Source organism: Paenibacillus sp. MY03, assembly GCF_002165585.1.
Lineage (GTDB): Bacteria > Bacillota > Bacilli > Paenibacillales > Paenibacillaceae > Pristimantibacillus > Pristimantibacillus agaridevorans.
The window spans coordinates 1-25324 of sequence record NZ_MXQD01000083.1 but is presented as its reverse complement, the minus strand read 5'-3'; the positions used below and the strand labels follow the sequence as shown (position 1 = coordinate 25324).

13 protein-coding genes and 9 tRNA genes are annotated in these 25324 nt (G+C 52.6%); 20 read left to right on the top strand and 2 right to left on the bottom strand.

Annotated elements, in window-relative coordinates:
* Positions 1 to 39: 39 nt before the first annotated feature.
* The 10 genes from B1748_RS35215 to B1748_RS35165 all read left to right on the top strand — a co-directional run bounded on the left by B1748_RS35215 (position 40) and on the right by B1748_RS35165 (position 1591).
* Positions 40 to 115 (top strand) — tRNA-Phe (locus tag B1748_RS35215).
* A 14-nt stretch (positions 116 to 129) separates the two neighbouring features.
* Positions 130 to 205 (top strand) — tRNA-Thr (locus B1748_RS35210).
* Between the two features lie 6 nt (positions 206 to 211).
* Positions 212 to 287, top strand: a tRNA-His gene (locus B1748_RS35205).
* 30 nt (positions 288 to 317) lie between these two features.
* Positions 318 to 392: transfer RNA gene (locus tag B1748_RS35200), tRNA-Gln, on the top strand.
* Positions 393 to 401: 9 nt separating this feature from the next.
* Positions 402 to 477: transfer RNA gene (locus B1748_RS35195), tRNA-Lys, on the top strand.
* Positions 478 to 486: 9 nt separating this feature from the next.
* Positions 487 to 572: transfer RNA gene (locus B1748_RS35190), tRNA-Leu, on the top strand.
* Positions 573 to 585: 13 nt separating this feature from the next.
* Positions 586 to 672, top strand: a tRNA-Leu gene (locus B1748_RS35185).
* 6 nt (positions 673 to 678) lie between these two features.
* Positions 679 to 753, top strand: a tRNA-Gly gene (locus B1748_RS35180).
* A 94-nt stretch (positions 754 to 847) separates the two neighbouring features.
* Positions 848 to 921 (top strand) — tRNA-Pro (locus B1748_RS35170).
* Between the two features lie 121 nt (positions 922 to 1042).
* The gene (locus B1748_RS35165) at positions 1043 to 1591 is read left to right on the top strand and encodes a GNAT family N-acetyltransferase (RefSeq protein ID WP_179215990.1); all 549 of its coding nucleotides are present in this window, start codon (positions 1043 to 1045) and stop codon (positions 1589 to 1591) included.
* A gap of 102 nt (positions 1592 to 1693) precedes the next feature.
* Here the strand turns inward: B1748_RS35165 and B1748_RS35160 are convergent, their stop codons facing one another.
* Complete coding sequence (locus B1748_RS35160) at positions 1694 to 3835, bottom strand: alpha-galactosidase (protein WP_087572640.1); 2142 nt, start codon at positions 3833 to 3835, stop codon at positions 1694 to 1696.
* 106 nt (positions 3836 to 3941) lie between these two features.
* Between B1748_RS35160 and B1748_RS35155 the strand changes: the two genes are divergently transcribed.
* Entirely contained in the window at positions 3942 to 4817 is an 876-nt protein-coding gene (locus B1748_RS35155; RefSeq protein WP_087572639.1) for an AraC family transcriptional regulator, read from the top strand.
* Positions 4818 to 4832: 15 nt separating this feature from the next.
* Here B1748_RS35155 and B1748_RS35150 read toward each other — a convergent pair whose 3' ends face one another.
* On the bottom strand, positions 4833 to 7118 hold the full coding sequence (locus B1748_RS35150) for a helix-turn-helix domain-containing protein (protein WP_087572638.1): 2286 nt from the start codon (positions 7116 to 7118) through the stop codon (positions 4833 to 4835).
* A 231-nt stretch (positions 7119 to 7349) separates the two neighbouring features.
* Between B1748_RS35150 and B1748_RS35145 the strand changes: the two genes are divergently transcribed.
* From B1748_RS35145 to B1748_RS35105, 9 genes are all read left to right on the top strand, one after another.
* Positions 7350 to 8300 (top strand): ABC transporter permease, encoded by a 951-nt coding sequence (locus B1748_RS35145; RefSeq protein ID WP_373271323.1) that lies wholly within the window; start codon positions 7350 to 7352, stop codon positions 8298 to 8300.
* A gap of 16 nt (positions 8301 to 8316) precedes the next feature.
* Positions 8317 to 9192: a carbohydrate ABC transporter permease gene (locus B1748_RS35140; RefSeq protein ID WP_246608461.1), complete on the top strand. Its 876-nt coding sequence runs from the start codon at positions 8317 to 8319 to the stop codon at positions 9190 to 9192.
* Between the two features lie 70 nt (positions 9193 to 9262).
* Positions 9263 to 10816 carry an extracellular solute-binding protein gene (locus tag B1748_RS35135; protein ID WP_087572636.1) on the top strand — a complete coding sequence of 518 codons (1554 nt, stop codon included), beginning with the start codon at positions 9263 to 9265 and terminating at the stop codon, positions 10814 to 10816.
* Between the two features lie 124 nt (positions 10817 to 10940).
* Positions 10941 to 12800 (top strand): GH39 family glycosyl hydrolase, encoded by a 1860-nt coding sequence (locus tag B1748_RS35130; protein WP_087572635.1) that lies wholly within the window; start codon positions 10941 to 10943, stop codon positions 12798 to 12800.
* A gap of 32 nt (positions 12801 to 12832) precedes the next feature.
* Entirely contained in the window at positions 12833 to 19189 is a 6357-nt protein-coding gene (locus B1748_RS35125; protein WP_087572634.1) for an S-layer homology domain-containing protein, read from the top strand.
* Positions 19190 to 19345: 156 nt separating this feature from the next.
* Positions 19346 to 21034 (top strand): ribonuclease J, encoded by a 1689-nt coding sequence (locus B1748_RS35120; protein ID WP_087572633.1) that lies wholly within the window; start codon positions 19346 to 19348, stop codon positions 21032 to 21034.
* A 30-nt stretch (positions 21035 to 21064) separates the two neighbouring features.
* Positions 21065 to 22270 carry an MFS transporter gene (locus tag B1748_RS35115; RefSeq protein ID WP_179215989.1) on the top strand — a complete coding sequence of 402 codons (1206 nt, stop codon included), beginning with the start codon at positions 21065 to 21067 and terminating at the stop codon, positions 22268 to 22270.
* A 112-nt stretch (positions 22271 to 22382) separates the two neighbouring features.
* A complete protein-coding gene (locus B1748_RS35110) occupies positions 22383 to 23021 on the top strand; it encodes an SGNH/GDSL hydrolase family protein (RefSeq protein WP_087572632.1) in 639 nt (212 codons plus the stop codon).
* 782 nt (positions 23022 to 23803) lie between these two features.
* Positions 23804 to 25324: GLUG motif-containing protein (locus B1748_RS35105; RefSeq protein ID WP_373271322.1), on the top strand; the 1521-nt coding region annotated here is incomplete at its 3' end.

Here is a 25324-nt window from a genome sequence, read left to right as displayed (position 1 = left end):
ACCGCGGGTTCGAATCCCGTCAGCTCCGCCACTCATCTTGGCTCGGTAGCTCAGTCGGTAGAGCAGAGGACTGAAAATCCTCGTGTCGGCGGTTCGATTCCGTCCCGAGCCACCATATAACATGAATATGCCGCTGTAGCTCAACTGGTAGAGCAACTGACTTGTAATCAGTAGGTTGGGGGTTCAAGTCCTCTCGGCGGCACCACATATGGCGGTCGTGGCGAAGGGGTTAACGCACCGGTCTGTGGCTCCGGCATTCGTGGGTTCAAGTCCCATCGATCGCCCCATATGAACAAATGCAGTGCAATACCCAGTGTTGGGGATTAGCCAAGCGGTAAGGCAACGGACTTTGACTCCGTCATTCCTAGGTTCGATCCCTAGATCCCCAGCCATTTAATTAAGAGCCATTAGCTCAGTTGGTAGAGCACCTGACTTTTAATCAGGGTGTCGAAGGTTCGAGTCCTTCATGGCTCACCAGTTTTATACGCGGTTGTGGTGGAATGGCAGACACGCTATCTTGAGGGGGTAGTGGGCGTACGCCCGTGGAGGTTCGAGTCCTCTCAACCGCACCATACAAATCCATATGCGGTCATGGCGGAATTGGCAGACGCGCTAGATTCAGGTTCTAGTGTCAGCAATGACGTGGAGGTTCGAGTCCTCTTGACCGCACCATGATTTGCGGAAGTGGCTCAGCGGTAGAGCATCGCCTTGCCAAGGCGAGGGTCGCGGGTTCGATTCCCGTCTTCCGCTCCATTTTTATATTTACGGCCTTAGCTCAGCTGGATAGAGCGTTTGACTACGAATCAAAAGGTCAGGAGTTCGAATCTCTTAGGCCGCGCCATTTTTACGGGATGTAGCTCAGCTTGGTAGAGCACCTGGTTTGGGACCAGGGGGTCGCATGTTCAAATCGTGTCATCCCGATACCAGCAACAAGCGCGTTATCCAATTTTGGATAACGCGCTTGTTTTTTGATCACGCAGGAATTGATAAAGTTTCCAAGCTTGTTGATCCAGAGACTTGTTTATTAGAAAGGATGGTGCAGATGTCGGAGCAGCGAATTTACGTTCGTTTCCCGGAAGAAGCGGACGCTGCGGAACTAGCCGAAATGAATAAGCGCAACCGGACGTTCTTCGAACAGTTTTCCCCAAGTACCCCCGAAGCTTTTTATACAGAGGAGCATCAGCTTCAGTTGGTCATAAAGAGCAAGACCGACAGGATGGAAGATCGGCGATATTCTTTCGTGATTTGCCATAAGGATGATGATCGAATTATTGGAAGCATAACGTTATCCTTCGTAGCGCGAGGACCGCTTCAAAGCTGCATGATCGGCTATAGTCTGGACCAGGCTAATAACGGCAAAGGCTATATGACGGACGCAGTAAAGCTGGTCGTGAAGTATGCTTTTGAAGAACTGAAGTTCCATCGGATCGTAGGCGAGGTTTCGCCTAACAATCCCGGGTCAATCCGGGTGCTTGAGAAGGCCGGCTTCCATAAGGAAGGGATTGCGCGAAGCAACTTATTGGTTAACGGGAAGTGGGAGGATCACCAGGTGCTTGCGATTATAAATCCGGCGGACGACAATCAACCTTAGTATGTAATATAGCAATCGAAGAGAAGGAAGGGCCGCGAGTCCATTCGGAAGAGCACAGACAGCTTCCTGTCGCGTGCTCTTTGCTTATTTGCGACTAAGCTTCTATATCTCATACCGATAAATCGCGAACGTGAACGGCGCCGGCCGCGAGAAGACAACTTCGTCTTGATCATTCAGTTCGAGGAGAAAGGGAGCTTCACTTCGATCCGTTGCCAACGTATCCTTCTCATCCATGCGCAGCAGCTCGGTTACCTTAAGCGCCGGAGCTCCTGAGGATCTTTCGCTTGCCTTGATTCCCCACAGCTTCATTGGATATTCCGATGACGGATTCAACTCCCTGAAAACCAGTATATATCCGCTGTTACTCCCTGTGATGCTTTGCAGGCCCGTCCAGTTCGTTCCTTTAGGCTCTTCGCCGATAGGAAGAACATGGCCCGCCAGGATTTGCTTATGGTGGGGCTTCAAAGCTCGAATGACTGCTGCCAAGGCAGCGGTTTGATCAACGTCCAGCGCCGTCAACTCCATCCAGGCCAGCGGGTTTGCGAAGGCGGTAACGGCAAAGGAGTATATCTGGCCGCAGGCTGAAGGTGCCAGCGGATCATCAGAATATTGCTCCTTATTGCGGTTAACATTTAAAAACTCCATCTGTAGCTTCGTAGCGGATACATAAGGCGCAAGCATCCATATATTGCGTAAACTCCAATGCGGATAATAGTTCCTCCAATCGGTGTAACGGTTTTCCAGGAAGATATTCCCGTACTGCGTATTCCCCAAATACCCGAATCGCTTCTGAGAGGTCGTATCCAGGTTGAAGTCTACCTGCCCCCCGGTCGCTTGGATCACTTGTCTCAGGATACGCAGTAAACGCGCTTCACCGACCTTCGAGCCAATATGGATGCCGTCCAGCTTGAAGGCGCAAATATCGTATTCCCGATGCAGCTTAACCAGCGTCTCGATATCCTTCTCCCAGTTCGCGTAATCGTTCGCGGAGTCTGGCGAATACCATAAGCCCAACTTGACGTTCTGCTCTCGGGCAAGCCGAGCAATCGGCGTCAGCCCTCGAGGGAACCGCTCCGGATGAACACTCCAGAAGTCGCCGCCTCCACTATAATAGTCGCTCCATCTGCCGCCGACAGCCTGCGCGTTGACGGAGTTGCTCGTAACGCCTTTCTGCCAGCCGTCGTCGATTTGCACAATATCAATCCCAAGCCCGGCTGCTGCTTGCAGCTCGGCCAGCAAGAATTCCTCCGACACACGCCCATCCTTGGAACGGTCTCCCCATGTATTGCTCATAATGAAGCTGTCCCGGTCTGGTTTATGAACCCGAAGGCTTCGATGATACTCGTCAATGAGCTTATAGCCGCTGTAAACATCGCCGTCATACACGCCAACCGTAGTCCCATATGCCGTAATCTCTTCCTGCTGCAAGAGGTCATCGGCACCAATGCCGGAACCGATGACCGACAGAGCCAGTCCCTGGAATTGAAAATCCATCCCCCGATCCTGCAAATGTCCTTGCGGCGTAGCGCCTTCCTTGATCAGCACAAGTCCGCCGCGATGAAGGCTGCCCTGGAGCAGAAGGATATTCCCGCGTAAGCTTCGTTTTTCATTACGAAATAATAGACCGGAATCCTTGCCCACCAAATTATTGTTCGTGTCGGTTTGGTCGCGGAAGCTGACTGTCTCCCAACTGCAGTGGACATCCTGAAGCTCCAGACGCTCGCAATAATCGTTGTCGATTACGGCCTTCTGTTTGTTGTTGTCGTCCAACTGGAACGCAGCGGGCGAGGACGCTGTCCCGGTTGAATCCGCTGGTGCAACCAGAATCGAGATACCGTCTTGATCCGACGTGTAGCCCTTCGGGAGCAATGCATACCCCGTTCGTATGAACGTTCCGAATGGATAGACCCTAACGGTGAAGCGAACGATTCGATCGAAGCCTTCGAATTGCATATCAACATCCGCACGCAACTGTTTTTTGGCCACCCCATAATCATCATCGACGAAGGATGTGATAAAGACGGCTTCGGGCTTTGCGGAAGCAGGGAGCCACGGGAATTCGAAGGCGGCCGCCTGGGGCTCGGCTTTAAGCCACTCTCTGTTGTTCTGTTTATCACGTATGGACAGGCTGACAGGCTTGCCTTGATGAAAGGACCAGCTGCGTTCCATCAGGCTGTTACCGATCCGTAACACGGCGCCCTCGATGCGGACATAACAATCTTCCCAGCCCCACATATTCGACATCGATAAGTTCACTCCCGAGTAGTATAATATTTGTATAATAATTTATTATAGATTCAATTATTGCATGATTAAATAGTAAAAATTTTTAATAAGGTGGTAATATATTGTGCTAAATTCGTATGGATTCCATTATGCTGAGGATGACAGCAGTTTTCTGTTTAAGCTTTTCTCCATCGGTCACGAGACAGTGTCTAGCGAGGCTTATCGCTGGAATGGACTAAAACGCGGGGGCAAGGGGATGGTCTTCCAGTACTCTTTGCAAGGGGGAGGCAGGCTGCGGGTGGGGAAGGAAATCTATTCGGTTCCAAAGGGGCATGCCTTTATCGTGAGCATTCCTAGCGACCACGAATATTACTTCGATTCCACGTTGGCGGACAGCTGGGAAGTGGTATGGATCCGATTCGAGCCGATCGGGGAGGATTGGTTGTCGAAGGAGCTGATGAGACTGGGAGGCCCCGTCGTTGAGCTAGGAGCTGACGCATTGCCCCTTCAATTGCTATGGACATTGCATAGAGATTCGGCGGCCAAGCAGCTGGGAGATCGATATGACCTGTCCCTGCGAATCTACGAGTTTCTGGTTGCCTTCCAGCGCAGCTTGCACAGCAGAGGCCCCTATAAGGGAAGCGAGCTGCCTCAGACGTACAGAGAGGTGGCTGCTTATATCCATACGAACTATCATCGCGACCTGACCTTGGACCAACTGGCGGAGGTTGCGGGAGTGAGCAAATATCATTTGTGCAATAGGTTTCCCCACTTTTTTGGCGTCACTCCCATGGACTATGTCCGTAATCGGCGGTTGGAGCAGGCGGCCGAACTGCTGAGGACATCCGACCTGTCGATTACCGGGATTGCCACACGTTGCGGCTTCAGCAATGTCAGTTATTTTGGCAAGGTGTTTCATAAAATCATCGGCATGTCCCCAAGCACCTATCGCGAGGCGAAGGAGGGGCAGGTGCAGAGCCGGTTACGGCTGCTGGAGTAGGTAAGATGGGTTGGTTCAGGCTTGCTCCCGGTATTGGCCCGGAGTGACGCCGGTATGCTTCTTGAAAATGCGATGAAAGTAAGCCGGCTGGTAACCGACCTGCTCGGCGACATCATTGATTTTCACGTTCGTAGTCAAGAGAAGGTCCTTTGCCTTGTCCAGGCGGTAGTTGGTCAAGTAGTCGATGAACGTAAATCCGGTAACCTGTTTGAAACCGACGCTCAGTTTGCGAGGATAGGTGCCGTGCAGATCCGCGCAGCTATCCAATGATAGATCCTTCATATAATCCCGGTGAATCGTATTCAGAACGGAATCCACGAGCTCCTTTAAGTAAAGCTTCTGCGTTTGCGCCAGCTCGGCCAAGAAAGGCGGGACCACATCCTTCTTCAGCCATTCCATAATAGCGGCAGGCTCGCGCAAGGCGACCAGCTGCTCATTCATGAGCCCGCCATACAACTGGAGGAGGTTGAAGCCGGAATGGGCAATGGCTTGCTGGATGCTTCCGAACAACTGGTACAGCCCTTGGCGGATCTGAAGCTCGGTAGCCGCCCGCTCTTGCAGACGTTCGAGAAAGACGTCCATTAATTGGTCCGCTTCTTCTTTGGCGACTCCCATGCGAAGTGCATGAATAAGGTGCTTTTCCTCTTCGAACGGATACGGCGTTTCGTGGCTGCCATGAGGCAGCAGCTCCTCGATGTCAAGCACCTGAAGCACTTCATGCGCCTGCCTGTGCTTTAAAGCCTGAAGCGTTTCTTCCATCGCATCGGGAATTTCCCCAGCGGTCTGGACGACCTTGCTGATTCCGATCGTGACTTTGACGCGAAGGAAATGATGCATGGTCGCCGCCAGCTCCTCGGCCATCCGGAACAATTCGGCCTTCTGCTCGTGCACGGATTGAGCGGCCCGTGCCGGAAGAAGAATGCCGACATTCAGATTTTGGAAATTGATCACATCGATTCCTTCGGGCCAGCCTTGCATGAACTCCTTGGCAATGTTAGCGGCTGCAAAGGTGGCCAACTGCTCGTCCTCTTGAGAGAACTTGGAGCCGACGGCGGCCAAGCCGTGCAGTCCGATGACCAGCAGCAGCCATTTTTTATCCCTAGCCTGACATCCGTACTTTTCCAGTCTTTCTACGATTTCCTCGTTCTTGAGAGCATACAGATGCCCTTGGGCAAGCTGAAGAATGAAGCCTTCTCTGAGCGTAGGCAACTGGGACTGCAGCCGCTGCTGCAGTTTTTTTCTTTCCAGCAGGACATGCGTCCACTGGTCCACGATGAGTTCGAATTCATTGACCGTATCATCGGATTTTTTGTCTGACGAGAATACGTGAACCAGCTGCTGGATCGGTGTATACATCCTTCTGGAGGCCATCCAGGATAACCATAATCCGATCAGAAGCATGGCTAAACTGATACCCAGAATATATCGTGAAATAAGGATGACCGGCTTGGTAACGTTGGCCAGCGGTGTTGCGGTAGCGACGATCCATCTTTCTTGAATGCGCTTAATTTCTCTGTAAGAGACGGAATACCGCTTCCCGTTCTCCGTGGTAACGAACGAATCGTGGGGAGTATTCGAATTCCTGATCATATCCCGGATGCCGAGGTCGACAGGACTGGGCTTGTCTGCCGGGTTTCTGCCGGCAGAGATAATCTGCGCGTCTTCCTTAAGCAGGAGAGTAGCGCCGCGGGCATCAGGCTCGGCATCCGCAATGATTTTGTGCAGCAGATCGGCTTTGATCCGGAACACCATGACGATATTCGACTTCACCGTTCCTTTCGCAAGACGAACAACGAGTGAATAGGGGGAGGCGTTCTTCAGATTGCCGGGAGGCAGCGAATCGCTCCAGAATATATTGTATGGCGTGTGAAGCAGCTGCCGGTAAGCGGCCAATGTCGTCTCCGCCGGCCGTTCGATGCCGAATGTGTCGGAGATTACGGCGTCGTCCTTTTCCAGAAATACATAGGCTTCCTCGATAAGCGGGTCGGAGGATTTGATAATGGTAAGGCTTTTATATAACTCCTGAACCATCTTAGGATCCTGATAGATATCGAGCTGCTGAAGCGGCGAGCTGAAGGAGCTGTTATACGCCCACAGCATAGCGACCATCTCCAGATGGTTTAATTGGCCGTCGATCCGTTCGATGACGCTGTTCATGGCCGTTTGATGCGAACGGTTCAGCTCCCGCTCGATATGAAACGTGCCGAATGCATGGATGAACAGTCCCGCCAGGGCAGTGGGCAGCGTAGTGAGGGCAATGATCAATAGCAGGCTTTTACGGAAAAAGGAGCTTTTCCACATAGATGTACCCCCGGATCTGTAATTTCGGTCGATCTAGTAGATCAATTATAAGCCGAACCCTATAAAATCGCTATTGCACTTTGTTGAAAAAAGGCGTATTCATGGATGTCCACACCGCTTTTTGCAAATATCCAGTAGGCGTGATAATCCGTTCGGGATATGATTCGGGCATAACGTCAATTAAGATGCTAAAGGCTGGTGAGGTCCATGAGAAACGCAGACGCAGGAGTAATGGAGTTGGAGGAGAGTTCTTCCTCTCTAGATAAGAAACGCCGGGCTTCCAACGTTTGGCGCTCCCTGAGCAGGGACAAGCAGCTGTATCTGCTTGCTCTACCTGCGATATTATTTTTTCTGTTATTCAAATACGTCCCCATGTGGGGAGTCCTGATCGCGTTCCAAAAATATTCGCCGTTTCTCGGGTTTATGGAAAGCGAATGGGTGGGACTGGATCATTTCAAACGGTTCTTTTCCCATAACGATTTTTGGATACTGCTGCGCAATACGCTTGCGATTAACGTGCTTAGCTTAACGCTGTTCTTTCCGCTTCCGATCATCCTGTCACTGATGTTGAACGAGGTGCGGGTTGAATGGTTCAAGAAATCCGTGCAATCGATCATCTATTTGCCTCATTTTTTATCCTGGGTTATTATCGCGGGTTTGACGTTCCTGATGCTGGGATATTCGGAGGGACTGGTCAACAAGATGCTCGAAGCTTTCGGGTTTTCCCGCGTCGAATTTTTGACCAATCCGGATTTTTTCTGGCTGATGCTGACGCTGCAATCCATTTGGAAGGAAGCGGGCTGGGGAACGGTCATTTTTCTGGCGGCGATCGCATCAGTCGATCCCCAGCTATATGAAGCGTCGAGGATGGACGGTGCAGGCAGACTCCGCCAGATGTGGCACGTAACGCTTCCGGCCATCCGCAATGTCATCGTCATCCTGCTGATTCTGAGAATCGGCCATATGATGGACGTCGGCTTCGAACAGGTTTATCTGATGATGAATGGCGCCGTTGCCGATGTGGCGGACGTATTCGATACGTACGTCTACCGGAGCGGGATCGAGCAGGGGCAATTCAGCTATAGCACCGCAATCGGCTTGTTCAAGTCCGTCGTCGGACTGATCCTGGTCGTCGGGTCCAACTATTTGGCCAAAAAAATCGGAGACGACGGCATTTACTAAAAGGAGGGAGATTCCCGTGAGATATAAAGAAGATAGATGGTTTGATGCGCTTGTCGTCATTGTGCTGGTGGCGGTATCGCTGATCATGCTTTTCCCGTTCTACTATGTATTCGTCGCATCGTTTACATCGCCCATTGAATTTCTGGAGAAAGGGTTCGTACTCTGGCCCGAGCATTGGACGCTAAGCTCCTACAGATACTTGCTCTCGAACAGTGTATTCACGGATGCCACGCTGATCAGCGCCTTTCTGGCAACGGTCGGAACGGCGCTCAGCCTGTTGATTACGGCGGCCGCAGCGTATGCTTTCTCGAGGAAGAGGCTTTTCGGACGGCGAGTCTTTTTAATTCTCATTCTGATGACGACCTTGTTCCATCCCGGCATTATTCCTAACTACCTGGTCGTCCGTTCGTTAGGCTTGGTGAATAACATCTGGGCATTGATTTTGCCCGTATTGTCCAGCGGCTGGTATATGATTTTACTTAAGGGCTTTTTCGAGAGCATGCCCGACGAATTGGAGGAGGCCGGGAAAATGGACGGGGCCAGCGATTTTGGCGTATTTGCCAGAATCATTCTGCCCTTGTCCCTGCCGGCAATGGCCGCCTTCGGCTTGTTTTTCGCCGTCGGATATTGGAATACGTTCTTCTCGGCGGTTCTGTATATTAACAAGCCGGAGCTGCAGCCTCTTCAGGTCGTGCTTAAGATGCTGCTTATCGAATCGTCCAGCACGGCGTCCGGCGAGATTGTGAATCAGCTGAATTCGGAAATCCAAATACCGACGGAAACGCTGAAGATGGCCGCGGTTATTATCGCGACCTTGCCGATTCTATTAGTTTATCCTTTGCTGCAGAAGCACTTCGCCAAGGGGGTGATGGTCGGCTCGATTAAAGGATAAGCGATGGCAGTGTAGCACAAGATGAGAAACGGTATACAAAGATGGCAATAAACAAGGGGAGGCGTTTCTATTGAAAGGTAAACAACAGTTAATCGCATTAACTTCGGTCATTCTGGCGGGCAGCGTTCTGCTTGCCGCTTGCGGCGGAAACGAAGAGACGAATGATGTCTCCAATACCACCAAGCCTGTCGAACAGGAGGGTCCGCTGCCGATTATCGTATTCGCCAGACAAAATGCCGCCGAGGCTGTAGCCAAAGACAATCCGCTGCTAAAGGAACTGGAGAAACGGACGAATACGGATTTGAACATTACTTGGGTGCCGGTCAATACACTGGCGGAGAAGACCAAAATCACGATCTCCTCCGGAGATATTCCCGAAATGATGTATATTGAGAACGTGTTTGATTCCTTATTCGTACAAGCGGCGTTCGATGGAGCGTTCTGGGATTTGACTCCCTATATTAAGGATTTTCCGAATTTGTCCGCGCTGCCTCAGACGATCTGGGACAACTCCAAGATTCAAGGCAAAAATTACGTCGTGCCCCGTCCGCGTCCGCTGGAAGGCGGCGGTTCGATGCCGCTGCTCCGGAAGGATTGGCTGGACAAGCTCGGTTTGCCGGTGCCGGAGACAATCGACGAGTTTTACGAGGCAGCCAAAGCGTTTACGGAGAAGGATCCGGACGGCAACGGCAAAGCGGATACTTACGGCATAGCAGGGGATGTATCTCCTAACACCATGGGTTCGTATGCATGGATCGAGCAAGCCTTTACCCGCAGTCCTTCCACTACGGGATTCCTGCTTAAGGACGGCGAGCTTTCGCCGGCCGTCTTCGACCCGGGAATCAAAAGCGCGTTGGAGTTTATGAAGAAAGCCTATGAAGAGAAGGTCATTCCGGCGGACTTCGCCGTGATGAAGAATTCCCAGGCCCGCGATGCATTCATGGGCAATAAAGCGGGCATGCTCGGCTCCTCGATCAAGCCGCAATGGCTGTTTACGGAAGCGCTCCGGAAGATCGAACCCGAGGGGGATATTTATCCGGTGCCGTACATAACCGGGCCGCTGGGAAAATACGCGCAGAAGGACATCGGTTACTTCGGCTCTTACGCGATTCCGAAGAAGGTTCCGGAAGAGAAGATGAAGAAGATTTTGGCGGTTCTGGACAAAGGGCTGACGCCGGAGGTCGGAGACTTGGCGAGCTACGGTCTGAAGGACGTTCACTACAAGGTTTTAGATGGAGACGACAGCTATATCATGGCCACGGAGCAGGCGAAAACCGATAACATTAGTCCCATCCTGAACAACCTGGCCAACCTGTTTTCCACTTATAACAAATACAGCAACGCTTTCCTTGCCGGGATTCCCAAGGATCTGTACGACCGCAACAAGGAAGTGATCGACGAGAGGGAGAAGGTCAGCGTATCGAATCCTTCCCACGGTTTGATTTCCGAAACCTATATGGTTATCGGCCCGGATCTGGAGAAGAAAATCCAGGATTTAAAAGTCCAAATCATTATGAACAAAGAGCCGCTTTCCGCTTGGGACGAATTCGTAGACAAGCTCAAAACAGACCCGCAGCTGCAAAAAGCGACCGCGGAGATGAACGAGGCGTACAAGAACAAATAAGTTTGGAGCGACCATTGAAGACGCCCCGAACCGCATCAGGCTCTGGCCCTAAGGCCAGAGCTGAAGCGGAATTTCCACCACATAGCTGGAAGTTTCAAAAATAACGTTGACGGGAGGACTGTACATGCAAGCAAAGAAATGGGTATGGATTCTGTTCCTGAGTCTGATTCTCGCGTTCTCCGCGGTTCAGCCGGTTGCTGCAGTCGACAGCGATTATTTCGGTATTGTAGAGCATCCGCACCGGTATACCGATTATTCGGACTTAATCGATCAAATAGAAGCGACGCAGACCAAGTGGATTCGCATTTCTCCGGACTGGAACGCGATCGAAACGGCTAAGGGGGTGTATAATTCAACCTTTCTCGACAGGCTTGATGACATCGTCGACCAGTTACATGCCAAGGACATCAAGATTTTGTTTATATTAGGATTCACTCCTTCATGGGCTTCCTCCAATCCGACGGCTCCTTTCCCCGACCGTACCCGGTATAAACCGGCCAATTGGTCCGATTGGGAGGACTACGTGCAGTTTATCGCAACCCGCTATCAGGGAAAGGTGACGGATTGGGAGGTATGGAACGAGCCGGATCATTGGGGATTCTGGAAGGATTCGGTTGCCGATTACAAAACGCTGCTGGAGAAAGCCTATATTCAGCTGAAGAATGTGGATCCCGGTAATCGCGTGTTGATGGCAGGCCTTGCCTTGAACGATGGGACCCAGGACTCCTACGGGTTAAATACGTTTTTCGACTCGCTGCTGGCAAACGGGGCGGGAGATTATATGGATGTCGTCAATTACCATGCCTATGGCTCGTCGGCCAATCTGATCGCCAAGTATAACGGCATGATGGATGTATTAAACAAACACGGTCTTTCCGGCAAAGACATCTGGGTTACCGAGACCGGCTATCGGAACAGCGGAGACAAGGAAAGCCCGAAAGCCAATTTTGTCGACGAAACGTATTTACTGCATAAGCAATTCAGCAATATTAAACGGATATTCTGGTACAACTACCGGCGAACGGGTACAACCGGCGCGGTAGAGGAAAATTTCGGACTGGCCGATGCTGGCCTCAATCCGTTGAAAGCGCTTTACTATTATCAGGCCGCCAATGGGGCACAATCTTTTTTTGGCGATCAGACAGAGAACGCGTTAACCCTTTATGTAAACGACAGTCCTCATGACAGCGGCATTACGCCGGTTAGCGGCAATATGAAGGTAACCGAAGACCAATACATGTATTTTAAAATAAACGACAATTGGCTTTATCAAACGAATGAAGGCCTGGATCCGCTTGTTTATATAGACGTCACTTATCTGGATGACGGAACGGGCAGGTGGCGGCTTCATTATGATGCGCAGAGCAATGCGTACAAGAACGCAGGTACGGTCACTAAGTCAAACAGTCAAACATGGATCACGCAAAGCTTCGCGCTGACCGACGCCAAGTTCTCCAACTCGCAAAATGCAGGCTCCGATTTCCGCATCTGGGCCGAGCTGGGCGACTTAACGGTAAAAAGCGTGACGGTCCGCAAGGAAGACAATGCCGCCAGAGCGATTCTTCAGACGGAAAACAAGCAAAAGCTGATGGAGCAAGTCTTATCGACCGACCCGGCAATGGAAAGCTACACAACAGTGGAAACCGTCGGGGGGCTAACCGCGCGCAGGATCGGCGGCAATACCAAATACGCTTACTTCCGCGTTTCCGATGCATTTGCTCGAGCAGGTAACACGAATCTGACGATAGGCGTTCAATATTTTGATGAAGGCACGGATTCAATCCGGATTCAATACAATTCGACAGGAAGCAATTATCAAAATGTGTACATCGCAAAGACGGGCACCAATACCTGGAAAACCGCGCAGTTTGCCGTTACGAATGCGAATTTCTCGAATCTGCAGAATTACTCCGCGGATCTTCGTATCGGCAATAATTATGACGGCAGCGTAGAATACATCCGCATGGTGGAAATTATTCGTTAGCGAATCGTTAACAAAAAAAGGAGCGACAAGCCTTGAAGAAAAAAACAATTTCTGCGCTGCTGCTAGTAGCGATTCTGTTCGGGTTGAACGTTACCGGAGCTTTGGCCGCGGTTAACCGGCTAGGAACGCCGCCGGCCGGATGGCAGATCTCAACGCCGCAGGAAAACACCTTTCAAGTCGAAGGGGCAGATGGAACCTTTATTTTGTTGGACAACCGGCAGGACGACGATTCGGCCTTTTTTATCATGACGAAGGAGGCGTACGGAGCAAGAGCGTTCGACCCGGACCGTACAACGAAATTCGATGTGGACGACCCCAATAATATCGCCTATTGGTTGAACCATGATTTCATGCAGAATGGCAACGGCGGAAGAAGCCTTCCAGCGGGCATTGTCGAGTTTATCGACAGAAACCATGTCTGGGAAACGGAAGGCTGCCGCTCGGACAGCATTTGCCCCGCTGATTATACGACGACGGCCGGAATTGCCCTTTTGTCCCAGACGGAATACATTCAGTATGCCTCCAAGTTTGGCGTTCGCGACGGAGTCGGAAGCTCGTCCGAAGGCTGGTGGCTGCGAACTGCAAGGGGACTATCGGCCACCTCCGCAAGCCTGATGCTCCGCGTCAGGACGGATGATGCAGCGCTTGGCCAAACGCATGAGTTGGCTGCAAGCTATGCCAATGCCTTTGTCAAACCGGTGTTTTTTCTTAATGCGGATTTTTTTGCAAAAGTGAAGCTCCGCGCGGACACGATGGGCGAGCAAGTCAAACAAACCATTCTAAGCCGGTACGTCCCCGGACAACTGCAAGGATGGGGAACGGCTCAATATTCGGACGAGGAATTGGTTAAAATCGGATATCAATTGCCTCAATCCATTATTGTAAGCGATTTCGAGCGAGGGATCGACGGTTGGACGGCAAGTGCGCTGCAAGCGGCGCTCGTTCAAGACGGCAGTTCGCCTTTCGAAGGGGCCTACGCTGCCAGATGGGACGCCGATTTCTCGGACGGAGGCGCCGAGGTCCGATTGGACAGAACGCTGCCGATGCCAATCCATATCAATGAGCTGCGGATTTCATTCCGAACCGTCGATATGAACGGCGTCTTCCTGGAATTATCGGACACGTTGGGCCGAACGGAACGATATACGGTAGAGCTTGATGCCGACGGTATTTGGCATGAAGCAGCCGTGGCGAATGACGGGGCTTTGGGCGCGATCGAGAAGCTTTCGATTGTCATCCCCAAAGAAAGGTTGAATGCGGGCGCAGCGGGCGGAAGCCTTTACCTGGATCAAGTAAAGATGCTGGTGCCTGGCGAGCTTGCCGGAAACGGCGGGTTCGAACAAGGGCTGTGGCTCGACCGCAGCGCCGCGGTTTCCATCGACACGTCGCTGCCCCATACCGGCGCGCAGTCAGCGCGAATCGAAGGCGGGGCAGCCGAAGCATATATGTCGACGATTGTTAGGGTTGATCCAAGCGAACCGGCCGAATTGACCGCATGGATCAAGACGGGCGGGCTTTCGAAGGCAAACGCCGGGCATATCGAGGTTGTCGAGCTGGATGGTTATGGCGCTCCGATCGGCGATGTGAAATCCATCTACGTTACGGATACGGAGACGATGGACTGGAGCCGAATCGACGCATCGCTTGGTTTGGTGGACAGCCGCGCCGCATTTTTGAAGCTGTTTGTCCGATTGGAGGGCGGAACGGCCGGTTCGCTGTATGTGGATGATGTCGAGATCGCCGCGTACTCTGAATCCGTCCAATTGACATTTCAACAGCTGGGTTATATTTTCGACCCGGAGGAAGTGCAAATCGGTCTCTCCATCCATCATAACGCATCCACGGAAAAGACATATACGGTGTTTCCATCCGTGCCTACCGATCCTCAAATGTTTGAGCCGGTCGAGGTAATAGCAGCTCCCGGCGGAGAAAACCTGTCGAACATCCCTCTTCCGGGCTTGAAGAACGGCCTTCATCAGCTGCGGGTAGAAATCAAAGAAGGGCAGCGAAGCGTCAAAGTATTGGAGCAAGCCTTCTCGGTTATGCCGACTTATCAACCGCAGTTTGGCGACAGCGAATCGATTGCCGGCATATCCACCCACTTTGCATTGGAAAACCGGACCGGCTTGAATGAAGCCGGGCTTATGGATAGAGCCGGATTTCGGACAGTGCGCGACGAGCTGCAGTGGAATAAAGTGGAGAAAACGCCCGGCGTTCTCGATTTTGAGCGGCATGACGGCTGGGTGAATGAATTGTCGGACAGAGGCATTCAAATTATCGGAGTGATCAATGGCAACTTAACCTACTACAGCGGACTGGACGGAGTGACGAACTCCTATAAATACGGTCCCAGATCGATGAAAGAGCTGGATGGCATCGCCAATTACGCCTATGAAACGGCGCGGCATTACAAAGGAAAAGTCGATACCTTTGAAATTTGGAACGAGCCTAACCTGAAAGGCTTCTGGATGCCGGAGCCGAACGCAACGGATTACGCCGCGATGGTCAAGAGAGTCGCCGAGGCCATTCGTCTAGGAAATCCGGATGCGGTCATCATTGCCGGATCGGTAGCCAATCAGCAGGGATACACGTATCTGAACGATATGCTGGAGAATGGCGTATTCCCGTATATTGACGCCATCTCGTTTCATCCGTACAGCTGGCCTAATGATCCCGATACCCAATACGAGTCGAAGCTGCAAAATTATGCGGATACGCTCAAGCCTTTTGGCGCGTGGAAGGATTTATACGTCACAGAGGTAAACTGGCATACGGCCAATAACATCCAGGGCGTAAGCGAGGAGCTTCAGGCGCGTTACCTCATCAAGCATTACGCCATCAGCGCGGATCGCGGCCTGAAGGTCAGTTCGATTTACGATTGGCGCAACGATGGCGAAGATCCGTTGTCCAATGAGCATAATTACGGGATAACGCATGCCGATTATTCGGCGAAACGATCCTTGATCGCTTTGAATCAATTCAACAGAACGCTTGCGGCCGCGCAGTTCATAGGGGAGATGGATCTCGGCGCGGACCTGAAAGCGTACGCTTATTTGCGGGATGGAAAGCCGATCCTGCTGATGTGGTCGAACGATGGGGAGAAAACATACGACTTCGGCGGCGAAACCGTAAAAGTGACGGATATGGACGGCAACCCGGCGGGCGCGCAATCCAACATATCCGTCGGAGAAAATCCGGTTTATGTGGAAGGCTTGAGCGACGAATGGCTGCTTAAAGCAGTCTCCTCCCGGTTGGCGAAGGATTACGAGAACTGGCTTGCCGCGGCGGAAGCGGAGCTCGGAGCTCCGGCGGTTGCCGATATTCGTCCGGCTATTGCAGAGCTGAAATTGTACGCCGAGCAACTAAACGGCCAGTCGGCCATGCCTTCATCCACTGTCGTTGCAAGCCTGTTAACAGAGCATTATCGTCAGGGAAACCTCCTGATCGAACAGATGGGATCAGGGACACTGAACAATGAGTCCGTGATGTCCATCCTGTATGAACTCTACCGCGCAGGCGAAGCCTGGGAGAGATTGCTGTCGGCAAGCGCCGATTCGCAAGCGATGCCTGCGGAACTTGCATCCATTGCGGATTTAAGCGACGTGTCGGCGCAAATTCAGGATAAGGTCCGTCTGAGCGGCGGCGGTTCGTTGCCGTTTGCCGAGGAAGTGCTCCGGCACGCCAAAAAGCGGAACGGGCTGGCGGTCTCCTACAAGGCCGGCGGGCGAGTCGGCCCGGCAATCGCTTGGGACAAGGCCTCCACGCTGTTGTTGCAATGGTCGGAGAAGCTGGCCGCGTTCGAAGCCGTAAACCGTACGGACTTGTTCATCCATGTCGCCCCTTCCTCCGTCACCATGCACGAAGGGGATCAAGCCGAATTCAAGGTTACCGTAAGCAGCGATTCGGCTCCCATAGCGGGTCAGATCCGCATAGTCGACGGAAACGGCAAGAGCCTGGGAGAAGAGCGGGAGCTGGTGCTTGCCGGCGGAGAACGGAAGGAATTGACGCTGGGGCTCGAGGATACTTTAGATTTGAAGGCTGGCTCCTATACGTTCAAAATCGAAATTGTGCAGAACGGTCAGGTGCTTCAGACGCAATTGCTTCCCGCAACGGTCAAAAGCAAATTCGATCTCGAGCTGCTTCCATCGGCCAGTACGCTATCCGGGCTGGAAACGATCGATGTAAAGGTCACCAACCTGTTTGCCTCGCCCGTAACGGGGGTTGTTGCCCTAGAGGCTCCGGAGGGCTGGAGGCTGCAAACGGAAAGCATCCAAGTAACGCTGGCGGCGGGTGAGGAGCAAGTGGTTTCTTTCCCTGTCGAACAGTTCGCGCGCAAGCCTTTCAACGAGTATGCCTTTCGCATGTCTATCCGAGATGAGGATGGAGAAGCGTTGGTAAGCAAAGAATCGTTGCTTTCCTTCATCGTAACCGCGAAGGCGAGCCAGCCGGTCGACATCGAAGATAGGGACCCCGGATTGCAGGCATGGCAGGATGCATACCCCTTGTACCTGAATCAACCCGAGAACCCGGCTTCGGAAGCGCAATGGCAAAACGGCAATGCGAGCGCCAAAATGTATGCATTGTGGGATGATGACGCCTTTTACGTGATGGCAAAGGTATACGACGACTACATGAGCAACAACATGCACGGCGCTTCTATTTGGAACGGAGACAGCGTGCAGCTTGCCTTTGATACTAAAAATCAAAAAACGACGACATACAATGCCGATATGTACGAATATGCCTTTGCGCTGACCGGCACGCTGGAGGAAACGTTCGCATTCAGCGCGGCCGGAGGGAAAACGGCGGGACCGAGGCCCGGAGATTGGTCCAACATCACTAGGGACGAAGGGCGGAAGCTGACGTTGTATACCATTCGGATACCGAAGTCCGAATTGACGCCGATGGTTCTTGAAACCGGCTACGTATTTGGTTTTAACGCGGCTATTAACGATGGGGACATGCTCGATCGCGAAAGTTATTATGAATTCACGAAGGGGCTCGCTTCATCGAAAAATCCAAGCTATTACTACAGCTGGAAGCTGGTGGAAGCGGATATTATTCGGGAGACGGAAGGTGTGATCGTCCCTCGACCCGTTGTTCCAGCCGACCCTGAAGGGATAAGGCTGAATCCTTCTGCCGCTTCGGCGACGACAGAAACGGCATCGGACGGATCGCGAGTGACCAGGTTCGTCTTTGAAGCAGATCAGGTTGCGGATGCGTTCGAACGTTTAAAAGAGTATGCGGTCGACAAGCGCTCGATTATCATTCAGAGCCCGCAGGAGGAATCCCACGTGAGGGTCGAACTGCCGGCCGGCGTTTTGGCTGCCGCCGCAGCGTCGATCCAGGGAGCCGATGTGCTCATTCAATCCGGCGATATTAGCTATAAATTGCCGCTGGCGGCCATCGACTGGTCGGACATTGCGGCAAGGCAGATTGGAGACGGGGAAAAGTCGATGTATATCTCCATCTCTATCCATCGGCTTGAGGGTCGCGACGCGGCCCGCATCAACCAAACATTTAATGATGCCGGCTTGCGGCCGTTATCCGTCCCGGTCGAATTCACGGTTGCCGCGCACTCCGGTGACGTCAAAGAGGAATTAAATGATTTCGGGAACATCTATGTCGCGAGGATGATTCCGGTTGACGGCGCGGTCAATCCAGCTGAACTATCAGGCGTTCGCCTGGATCCCCTGACCGGAGAGAGCTACTTCGTCCCTACCGTGTTCGAGAGGCGGGACGGCCTATTCATGGCAAAGCTGATGCGTCCGGGCAACAGCATTTATACCGTGGTGGAGAAGAAAGCTCATTTTGCGGATACCGCGGGGCATTGGGCGAAGGGGGACATCGAGTTGATGGCATCCAAGCTGGTCGTAAAAGGCCGCAATGAGCAGCAATTTGCCCCTGACGGCAGATTGACCAGAGCGGAATTCGCCGCGTTGCTTATCCGTTCTCTCGGGCTGGAAGAGGCAGTTCCCGCCAACTCGCGATTTACCGACCTTCGGCAGCAGGACTGGTTCTACGGATACGTTCACGCCGCTTACAAAGCCGGCTTGGTCGATGGCGTCTCGGAAAGCCGGTTCGAACCCCATGCGGCGGTTACCCGGGAGCAAATCGCCGTAATGACCGATCGTGCCCTTAAGTTTGTGCGAAGCGGCCAAAGCCCTGCAGAAGCAACACAAAGGAGCGGGACAACGGGACTGGCGCCGTTCAATGATCGTGCCGAGGTCAGCGTCTGGGCGCGGACCGGGGTCGAGACGATGATCAATGCCGGCTTGATGAGCGGAATCTCGGAGCATCGATTTGCTCCCCATGAATCGGCGACGCGTGCGCAAGCTGCCGTTCTTGTCAAACGGTTACTGCTTCACCTCGGATTTATCAACAATTGAAATAAATAACCGCGATGAAGCGCCACTCGTTTTTTGAATGCCAACGATATATTATCTGCAAGCAGCTCGGCAGGGCTTTTCTTTATGCGATGAGTGTATAACCGAGTGCCTGAAAGACGCATAATAGTCGCATTAATGTAAACCCGGAGGTTCTCGATGGAAGCAAACCCTGCTGAAAATAACGTGAACGGCCGTCTTTCGATCTTTGCGCTCGGGGGCGTATTCGAAATCGGCAAAAACATGTACGTCGTCGAATACGGCGACGATCTTGTGGTCATCGACTGTGGCTCGAAATTCCCGGATGAAAGCCTGCTCGGCATTGATTTGATAACCCCGGATATCGGCTACCTGCTGCAAAACAAAGATAAAGTAAGGGCCCTCGTCATTACGCACGGACATGAAGATCATATCGGCGGCGTCCCATATTTTCTCAAGCAGCTTCGCGTCCCGGTGTATGCGACCCGTCTCACGCTTGGCCTGATCGAATTGAAGTTGAAGGAGCATCGCCTGAAGAAAACCGAACTTCACGAAATAACGGCAGCTTCCGTGCTAGCGCTAGGCAAGTTGAAACTAAGCTTCTTCCGAACCAACCACAGCATCCCCGATTGCCTTGGCATTGTGCTCGATACGCCGGCCGGCCGGGTCGTCCATACGGGGGACTTCAAGTTCGATCTGTCTCCGGCGAATGGGCAATATCCCGAGATTCATAAAATGGCCCGAATTGGCCAAGAAGGAGTTCTTGTACTTCTATCGGAGAGCACGAATGCGGAGCGACCGGGGTTCACGCCTTCCGAGAGCTTGGTCGGAGACAAGATCCTGGAGGCGTTCCAGAAGGCCAGACATCGCGTATTCCTGTCGACGTTCGCCTCAAACGTGAGTCGCCTGCAGCAGGTGGTCGACGCGGCGATCCGTACGGAGCGCAAGCTTGCTTTGATGGGACGAAGTATGGTTAACGTCGTGAACGTCGCTCTGGATTATGGTTATTTGACGATGCCCGAGGGCATGCTTATCGATGTTAAGGATGCGAGCGAGCTCCCAAGGGACAAGGTTGCCATTTTGTGCACGGGAAGTCAAGGGGAACCCATGGCGGCACTATCGCGCCTAGCCAACGGTAATTACGCTCAAATGGATCTGCTGCCCGAGGACACGGTCATCTTCGCGTCATCGCCCATTCCAGGCAACGAACGCAGCGTAGCCGCCGTTCTGGATCAATTGTATCTGCGAGGCGCCTACGTGATTCATGGCTCCGGATCATCGACGGGGATGCATGTTTCCGGTCATGGGAGTCAGGAAGAGCTTAAGCTGATGCTTACTTTAATGAAGCCAGCCTATTTTGTGCCCATCCACGGAGAGTATCGGATGTTGGCCCGGCATAAGGAGCTGGCTCAATCCGTAGGCATGGATGGCAATGACATATTCCTTATGCGCAATGGCGACGTGCTGGACGTTACCCGGCATGGTGCGGAGCAGAACCGCAAGGTGGCCGCGGGCAATACGCTGATCGATGGTCTGGGCATCGGCGATGTCGGAAACGTCGTCCTGCGGGACCGCAAACATTTGGCGGAGGATGGCATTTTGATTGTCGTGGTGACGCTCAGCAGCGATGAGGGTACCTTGTTATCCAGACCGGAGATTATTACACGGGGGTTCGTGCACGTCAAGGAATCAGAGGCGTTGCTGGCTGAGTTGAATCAGAGAGTAACCGCGGACGTTTCGGAGCTGCTGGCGGGCGAGAATCGCAAGTGGTCGGTGCTGAAGCATGTCATCCGCAAAAGCTGCGGCAGCCTCATCTTGGAGCGAACGCGCAGACGTCCGATGATTTTGCCCGTCATTATTGAGGTGTAAGCCTTATATCGAATGGGGACCAGACGCGCGATGGAGAAGAAAAAATGGGATTTGGCTGCACTGGCGAGCATCCCTTTGATTATGACATTGGCTAATTCGATGCTGATACCCGTACTGCCGCTCATGCAGAAAAAAATGGCCATTACCGGCATACAAACAAGCCTTATTATTACGGTATACGCCGCTATCTCAATCCTGTGTATTCCCATTGCGGGATACTTATCCGATAAGCATGGCAGGAAGAAGATCATCCTGATCGGCTTGTCCATAACGGCCATCGGCGGCGCGATCTCCGGGCTAGGGGCCTGGTTGCTCAGTACCGGCGCTTATTGGACGATTCTGGCGGGGAGATTCGTTCAGGGGATCGGAGCGGCAGGAGCTTTCCCGATCGTCTTGCCGATTGTAGGCGATATGTTCAAAAGCGATGATGAGGTAAGCAATTCGCTTGGCATTATCGAAACGTCCAATACATTCGGCAAGGTGGTCAGTCCCGTGCTGGGGTCCGCCCTGGCGATGGTCGTGTGGTATCTTCCGCTGGCCGTCATTCCGTTCCTGTCGATCCTGTCCATGGCGGCGGTCGCCATCCTGGTGAAAACGCCGAAGCAGCAAGAAAGCGAAGCCCCGGGATTCCGCGAATTTCTTCGCGGCCTCAAAGAGACGTTAGCCAGAAACGGGCCCTGGCTTTACGCTATTTTCCTGATCGGATGCATGGCCATGTTTATCATGTTCGGGTTCCTCTATTATCTCTCCAACACGCTGGAAGACGAATACAGCATCAAGAATATTCAGAAGGGACTTGTGCTTGCCATTCCGTTATTCGCCATATGTTCGTCTTCGTTTGCGGCGGGAAAGATCATCGGCAAGAAAAAAAACGTCATGAAGTGGTTCACGGTCATCGGACTGGCGGTTTTGTCCGCCACGATGATCGTCTGCGGGCTTCATCGCTCGGACACTCTTGTTTGGCTGATCGTTCTGCTATTTCTCGGGGGAATGGGCATCGGCATGTCGCTGCCCAGTCTGGATGCGTTAATTACGGAGGGTATCGAGAAGAAAGAGCGAGGCACCATTACTTCCCTATACAGCAGCGCGAGATTCATCGGAGTGGCCGGGGGCCCGTTAGTTGCGTCAACGCTGATGAAACAGGAAAGATGGCTGTTCTACATGTTCGCGGCGATCGGAATCGTCTGCTGTCTGGTCGCTTTGTTCGCTATCAAGCCGAAAAAGGCCGACGAATAAAAAAGGCTGGGAAACGGAAATCGTTTCTCAGCCTTTTTGCTTGACGACCGGCGCCTTTAAGGGTTAAGTAAAGAAGAGCAATTACTTTAACGCCGGTAAGGGGTAAAGCGATATGGGAGAAAGCTTAACGGTATTGTTTCAAGGCGACTCCATCACGGATGGAGGACGCGGGCGCAACGAGGATCTTAATCATATTACGGGGCACAGCTATCCGTATCTGATTGCCGGCAAGCTGGGGCATCAACATGCGGAAGCGCGTCCTTGTTTCATCAATCGCGGCGTCAGCGGAAATCGTGTGTCGGACTTGTATGCCAGGTGGAACGAGGACGCCATTAGTCTAAAGCCGGATGTCCTCAGCATCCTGATCGGCGTCAACGACGCCTCGCGTATCGTAAATGGACTGCCGAGCGGAGCGACCGATCGGTTCGAGCGGGCATACAGGCATTTGCTTGAGGAGACGAGGGAGGTACTGCCGGATACGAAGCTTGTGTTGTGCGAGCCGTTTATTCTGGAGGCAGGCACATTGGCTGACAACTGGGAAGGCTGGTCACGCAAGCTGAGCGAGTATCGCGAAGTCGTCCGGCAATTAAGCGGCGAATTCGAAACCGTGCACGTACCGCTGCAAGCCGCGTTCGACCGCGCCGCATCGCGAACAGACGCGGCATATTGGCTCTGGGACGGCGTCCACCCGACGGCGGCCGGCCACGGGTTGATCGCCGGGGAGTGGTTGGCGGCGGTGAAGCTGTTCTAAAACTGCCAGACTTGTGAACAAAAGATTGAAAAATCTAACAGACACCAGCGACGCTATTTGGCCGATTTTAGCCTAAAACAAAATCTAGCGGACAGAAATGACACTATTGAATCATAATGGAGCCAATATGCGCTATGATGATGCCAATAAGGTCGTGGAAAGTCCGTTAGATTTTCGAAAACCTAAAAATCGAAGAATAACGTCTTTTATGAGGCTGTCGATTCATTGTGGACGGCAGCGCAGTTAAGCAAAGGCTGATCGTAACGGACACCACAGTCGCTATTTCGCAACAATGGGGCCTGTTCAACTTGTAACGGACACAGACGACCTTACTTCCGTCAAAACCGCATAGAATGGGCGGAAATGCACCAAATAGCGTGATCTGAGTCCGTTAGATTTTCAATATCGCGAAAATGCTGCAAACAGAGGCTCTGAGGTCCGTTAGCGAAAGCAGAACGTTTCAGCTCCGTTACTCACAATGAATCGACAGCCTCTTTATGTCCGTTAGCAGTGAGTGAGACTGGACGTTTTGGTTTTTTTGAATCACCTTTAGTAGATTTGTTCATCGGTTTCAAGCACCTCTAATAGCAAATCATTGGAAGATGTTTAGCCAATGAAGCCGTGGAGGTGCTTTTTGTTGTGCGTTAAGAATGACGCGGGCAGGGACAGGGTTGTTCCCCCGTAATCGAGTCTATCGCGACGAGCTTTCAGATTTCTTTTAAGTCTCTCTGTTATACTTGGTCAGGATTACTTTAATAGAAGCGGAATGGAGAGAGTATAGGATGAGAAAGCAGCTGGCTTTATTGTTGGTGTTTCTGCTTGCCGCGATGCCGGTTAACGGTCTATGGACGCAGAAAGTGAAAGCGGCCTATGATTACGATGGAAGAGGGGATGGCAGCGAGGCTAATCCCTATATCATTCTGACGGCAGAGGATCTGGATGGCGTCCGGGAGAACTTGACCGCGAGTTACAAGCTGGGAGCGGATATTGATTTGTCCGCGTTTGGCAACTGGGAGCCGATCGGGGGACAGGCTGCCCAATTCACAGGGACTTTTGATGGCGATTTTCATACAATAAAGGGCATGACTATCAACTCCTCGGCAGGGGACCTCGGTTTGTTTGGGTCAGTGAATGGTCAGACTCCCGTTTTCCCTACACCGGTAAGGATAAAAAACGTGCGGTTGGAGAATGTGGATATTACCGCTACTGACCCGACCTCTCAAGTAGGCGGTTTATCGGGAGTTATAGCGGATCACGCGAAGACCGAAGGCATCTACGTCAGCGGCACGATTAGTGGCATTGGATACACCGCCGGAGGGATTGTTGGGCAGATGAGAAATGGGATGTCGAATAGCGAGGCGCATGTAGAGATCGAAGGTTCGTTCAGGCATGCAGGCGGCTTGACCGGCATAGCTGGAGGCGGAGCTGTAATCGAACAAAGTTACGCAACCGGTGATGTTCTTACGAGCGGAGAAATGGCCGGGGGGTTGGTCGGTTGGGCAACAGGTATGCAAGCGATTAACAGCTATGCAACCGGCAATGTGACATTGCTGGACGGCGGTGTTCCATGGTCTTACCCCGGCGCGGGCGGCCTGATAGGACAGGCATTTGATTCAGTTACGTTAACCAACAGCTATGCAAGCGGGAACGTGACTGCCGACATCGGCAGAGCAGGGGGATTGATAGGTAACAGGACAAGCCCTCCTCCAACCATACATTTGAATGGTTCCTACTGGAAAGCTACGGTTCCGCCATTGGCCGCGGTCGGAGGAGGAACGGATTATGACGGAGCCGTTAGCGAATCCGACATGCTGGACTGGAACACCTATGACGGCTGGAATTCGGCAATCTGGGGGATACGGGATGGAGAGAGCCTGCCTTACTTGAATCGTTTTGCGCCGGAGGTACGGGTCGCCCAGTTGGAGTCGGATTATGGAACGAGTGCGCCGGGCAACGAGCTGGCGGTGAATGTGACGGTCCGTGACGGAAGTATCGGAGAACCGCTTAAGATACGGTTGGCGCTTAATAATGCACAAGATGCCATGGTGGCGGAAAAGGAGTACACCTTGAATGCCAGTGGCCTGAGTCAGCCGCTTGCAGAATGGGCGGTTGCCTTTGACGAAGTCCAATATCCGGCGGGAACTTATCATCTGATTGTAACCGTCGAGGATACGGTCGGTGCTCACGCATGGGAGCGGACATTATTTTTTGACATAAACGATACGACAGCCCCGGCCGCGCCGGTGTTGACGGGTCCGACTGACGGAGCCAGCCTGAACGACACAACGCCGACGATTAGCGGC